A 4,562-nucleotide genomic window follows, 5' to 3' on the forward strand; every position below is an offset into this window, starting at 1 on the left:
CAGCCCGTGACCATCGAAGAACTCGCCGCCATCCCGCCGGAAGACTGGGCGAACCTCGTCTTCAGTCCGCATCCAACCGCTAAGCGACTCCGCTTCAAGACCAACGCCGCAGACATCTGGATGGCCCTCAAGGATGAGGCTGCGCCGCCCGAGCCTATGCTGCTGCCCGAGCCGCAAATGATCCTGGTCTGGCGGCAAGACCTCACGTCGCGCTTCAGGCCGCTCTGTCCCGAAGAAGCAATGATATGGGCCGAAGCCAGCAAAGGCGTGCGCTTCGGCGTTCTGTGCGAGCTGGTTGCGACCTTCGCAGGCGAAGACGGGGCGGACTTACGCGCGGCGGCCTATCTCAAGAACTGGCTCGATACCGGTTCGCTGGCCTGTGTCAGCCCTGACTGCCCCCAGTCCGATCTGGTGATGGGAAAAGCGCATTAGTGCGGCCTGTGAGCCAGTAGGCCAACAGCCCCACCCATTCGCGCGTCGCCGTATCGACACGCCGCAAACCTTCCGAGACCTTGTCGAAGAGCTTTGAGAAATCTTGCCACCCCCGCGTCCGGTAGTCGACCGGCCACGGCTCCACGTCGAACCCGGCCTGCCGGAAGGCCCCGATCGAGCGCGGCATGTGATAGGCCGAGGTAATCAGGAGCCAGCGCGCCTCCGGCCCGAACGTGCCCTCGCCCTCCAGCTCCTTCTTCAGATAGATGGCGTTCTCGTAGGTGTCCCGCGCATTGGCTTCCAGAATCAGTCGGTCCCGGGAAACGCCGAGCCGAGTGAGGATATCCGCGGCGCCCTGCGCCTCGCTGTCAGACTTATAGAGGATACCGGCATCGCCGCCGGAGAACGCGACTTTGGCGTCCGGAAATCGTTGCGCGAGGATTGCCCCTTCGAGCAGGCGTTCGCCGGCCTCATTCAAGGTCGGGGCTTTGCGGGCGCCGCCCACCAGACGATTTTCCGCGCCCCCAAGAATAATGAGACCCGCCGGCGCCGGCGGCCGATCGAGATCGGCGCGCGGGAAACGGTCTTCGAGCGGCAGGATCAGCGCATTGCCGAGCGGCGACAAGCCGACCACCAGGAGCAGGATTGCTCCGATCGACACGAATCGACGGCCCCAGCGCGCCCAGCCTGTCCAGATCAGGATTGCGCCATAGCCGCTCAGCAACGCGATCAACGTGGACGGCTGCAAGACAAACCACACCGCTTTGGCCAAATAGAAAAACATGAATCCCCCTCGCCCCTAAGCTAACCACAAAGCAGCAAGGCCCAGGAAGGCGAAGAAGCCCACCACGTCCGTCACAGTCGTCACGAACACGCCGGACGCGATCGCGGGGTCGAGGTTTAACTCATCGAGCCCGAGTGGAATCAAGATGCCGGCAAGCGCGGCGGCGAAGAGGTTCACGACCATAGCGACCCCGATGACGAGCCCGAGACCGTCGCTCCCGAACCAGAAATAGGCAATGGCCGCCATGATCACGGCGAAGAGCAGCCCATTGAGAAGCCCCACGGCGCATTCACGCCATATGACCCGCATCGCGTTGGCGGGCCCCAGGTCGTGCGTCGCAAGCGCCCGGACTGCCACGGTCATGGTCTGCGTCCCAGCATTTCCGCCCATGGAAGCAACAATGGGCATGAGCACGGCCAGCGCCACCATCTGCTCGATGGTCGCCTCAAAGAAGCTGATAACGATAGACGCGACGATGGCAGTGACCAGATTGGCCACGAGCCAGCTGAAGCGCAGCCGCGTCGTCTCCCAAACCGTGTCGGCCATGGATTCGCCGCCAACGCCACCCATGGCCAGAATGTCTTCCGATGCCTCTTCCTGGACCACCTCGACGATGTCGTCGGCGGTGATCACACCGACCAGGCGACCGTCCGTATCCACCACCGGCGCCGAGTTCATGTTGTAGCGCTCGAACCGGTGCGCAACCTCCTCCTGGTCGACGGCGACCGGGATGGGGTGCATCTCCTCGTCGATGATTGAGTCTATTTGGGTCGGGCGCTTGGACCGCAAGATCTTGTTGAGCGCCACGCAGCCCATCAGATGGTAGGCCGGGTCGACCACGAAGATCTCATAGAATCGCTCGGGCAGATCGTCCGCTTCGCGCATATAGTCGATCGTCTGTCCGACGGACCAAAACGGCGGCACCGCGATCAGATCGGTCTGCATCATTCGGCCGGCGGAATCCTCCGGATATTCAAGGCTCCGTTGCAGCGCGACCCGTTCGAAATAGGGAAGCTTGGAGAGGATGTCTTCTTGCTCTTCGCGGTCGAGATCCTCGAGCAAGTAGACCGCCTCATCCGACTCGAGTTCCTGCAGCGCCTCAGCGACCTGCTCGGGCGGCATTTCCTCGAGAACCTGGTCGCGCACCGCCTCGTCGAGTTCGGGCAGCGCCGCCGCCTTGAACTCATCGCCCAGGGCCTCGATGAGCTCGGCGCGCTCGTCCTGGCGCAGAACCTCGATGAGGTCGGCGAGGTCGGCTTCATGAAGATCGAGGGTCAACGACCGAGCGCGGGTGATGTCGCCGGCCGCAAGGGCATCGGTCACCGCATGGACGAATTCGGGACGAATATCCCCCTCTTCGTCCCGTAAGGGAAAATCGCTTACGGCGTCCTGCATCGACCGACCACTCGTTGGGTTTTCAAGGCTCGAACCGGCTGGAGACCGGCCCCGGTCGTCGCCACAGCCCCGCCAGAGACGATTCGACCGCTACCGGTTCGCCTGTGATATCAGGCCAGCCGCCCCCTGCCTACGGACGAGAGGGCACTTCCCCCGGACTCACCTGCAGCCGACGCCACGCGAGCGGGCAAAATCGTCAAAAACTGGCCGGGAGACAACCGGTGCGGCTGAGCATCGCGACACTTCGCCGTTGCAGCACTGAGTTGCTGCCGAGATCGCATTTGAACGCGCTACCAGGGCACCGAAGCACCGTGCCAATCGAAGAACCCCCCGGACTCATCTGGCCCAAGCCTGTCGATGACGGAAATCAGATGAGCCGTGGCAATAGAGGGCGAATGAACTTCCAGACCAGCCCGAGAGAACGGCTGAGACAAAGGCGTGTCGACGGTGCCGGGATGTAACGCCACGCATACCGCTTCAGGTTTGAGACGCTTCAATTCGACGGAGGCCGTGCGCACGAGCTGGTTCAGGGCGGCCTTGGACGCACGATAGCTGTACCAACCGCCAAGGTGGTTATCGCCAATACTCCCCACACGCGCCGAAAGCGTCGCGAAGACCGCTTTTCCGGACGGCGGAAAAAGCGGCAGAAAATGTTTCATGATCAGCGCCGGCCCGATGGCGTTTAGAGCGAATGCCCGGCCCATATCGTCCGGCTCAAGATCGCGCCAGCTCTTCTCCGGCTTATGACGATCATCATGGAGAAAGCCGGTCGCGTCGACTACGAGACGTACAGCACCAACGCCCGACGCATACTTCGCCGCACGTGCGAGGCTGGCCTCATCTAGAAGTTCGATTGCCGGCACGCTCGCGCGACTTAACTTTACGAGGCGCTCGAAACGCCCGCTGTGCGCAATCGCGTCGGACAGCGCGGTTCCGAGACCGCCGCTCGCGCCGAGAACAATCGCACTCCCGCCTGCTGGGACCGAGTGGAGCCCGTTGCTCACCAGACAAGCACAGGGTCTTTGTGGATCAGATCGTCATCGCCAATGGATCGGACGATGAAGTCCGCTACGTCGGCGCGAGAGATGACGCCATTTCGCCATTGCGATGGTTTCTCCAAGACCCGGTAGCGAACGCCCCGAGGACTGTTTGTCAAGATCCCGGGACGTACGATCGTCCAATCCAGACCGCTGTTCTTGATCAACCGCTCCTGTATGTCCTTGTCGTCGTAAGCCCTGCCAAGGATCACTCGAAATGGCACCATCTGCAGTAGGCCAATCGCGTCGTGGCTGTCACCGGCACCGAAGCCGGTCACGGCGACCAAACGTCTGATCGCGTGGCGTTTCATCGCCGGCAATAGGACCTGCGTCGCTTCGGAGAACAGATTTACCGGCTTAAATAGCTCGCTCGCGGTAACCCCCAGAGCCTGCACGACCACGTCGATACCGTCCAAGGCCGCATCGATATCGGCGGCGTTTTTCGCATCGCCACGGCACTTCTCAAGCCTGTCGTGATCGAGGTATAGTGTGTCTGCAGAACGCGAGAACGCACGAACTCGGTGGCCCGCATCGAGAGCCGCAGATAGCGTCGCTCGACCGATGCCACCGCTGGCGCCAATAACAAGTACATAAGCCACGTTATTTTTCCAGATCAGCCGGCTGCTTCAGATGACGCCTAGGTCTGCTGAGCATAGGCGCCCTTTGCCGCAGCCGCTTGGGCACCCTTTCCCGCGAGCGCGAAAATCTCGGCGGTGAAGAAAACACCACTAAGCAGCAAGGAATGCGCGACGAGGCTGGGGCCCATCATCCAGGTGAACCCGATCCAAAGCGCGAAAATTGCCGACCACATGTAAGAGAGAATGATCATGTAATGGAAGCGAACCATTCTCGGCAGGGCGAAGAGCGGGTTCTCCGAGGGATCCATCACGGCTCTGTAGGCCTTGGTCAACATT

5 protein-coding genes and 1 pseudogene are annotated in these 4,562 nt (G+C 61.8%); 1 reads left to right on the plus strand and 5 read right to left on the minus strand.

The features are described from left to right. Window positions 1-432 (plus strand): annotated as a pseudogene (locus WBQ77_RS05575) (hypothetical protein); the annotation flags it as partial. Here WBQ77_RS05575 and WBQ77_RS05580 read toward each other — a convergent pair. The 5 genes from WBQ77_RS05580 to WBQ77_RS05600 form a co-directional block, all read right to left on the minus strand. After that, a complete protein-coding gene (locus WBQ77_RS05580) occupies window positions 383-1,216 on the minus strand; it encodes a YdcF family protein (RefSeq protein ID WP_424059300.1) in 834 nt (277 codons plus the stop codon). The pseudogene WBQ77_RS05575 and the gene WBQ77_RS05580 sit on opposite strands and share 50 nt — an antisense overlap. 15 nt (window positions 1,217-1,231) lie before the next feature. Then, entirely contained in the window at window positions 1,232-2,611 is a 1,380-nt protein-coding gene (mgtE, locus tag WBQ77_RS05585; protein WP_424044475.1) for a magnesium transporter, read from the minus strand. Window positions 2,612-2,901: 290 nt separating this feature from the next. Further along, window positions 2,902-3,615, minus strand: coding sequence for an SDR family NAD(P)-dependent oxidoreductase (locus WBQ77_RS05590; protein WP_424059302.1), 714 nt, complete (start codon window positions 3,613-3,615; stop codon window positions 2,902-2,904). Continuing rightward, window positions 3,612-4,247, minus strand: a complete 636-nt coding sequence (locus WBQ77_RS05595) for an NAD(P)-dependent oxidoreductase (RefSeq protein ID WP_424059304.1) — start codon at window positions 4,245-4,247, stop codon at window positions 3,612-3,614. Before WBQ77_RS05595 ends, WBQ77_RS05590 begins: the two co-directional genes overlap by 4 nt. A 38-nt stretch (window positions 4,248-4,285) precedes the next feature. Beyond that, window positions 4,286-4,562: hypothetical protein (locus WBQ77_RS05600; protein WP_424059306.1), on the minus strand; the 277-nt coding region annotated here is incomplete at its 5' end.

The sequence above is a fragment of the Methyloceanibacter sp. genome, assembly GCF_049590335.1.
GTDB lineage: Bacteria > Pseudomonadota > Alphaproteobacteria > Rhizobiales > Methyloligellaceae > Methyloceanibacter.

What these genes read in the sequence shown, in the direction of transcription:
- WBQ77_RS05580 (WP_424059300.1), bottom strand. Translation starts at nt 1,216, where the DNA reads ATGTTTTTCTATTTGGCCAAAGCGGTGTGGTTTGTCTTGCAGCCGTCC.
- mgtE (WP_424044475.1), bottom strand. Translation starts at nt 2,611, where the DNA reads ATGCAGGACGCCGTAAGCGATTTTCCCTTACGGGACGAAGAGGGGGAT.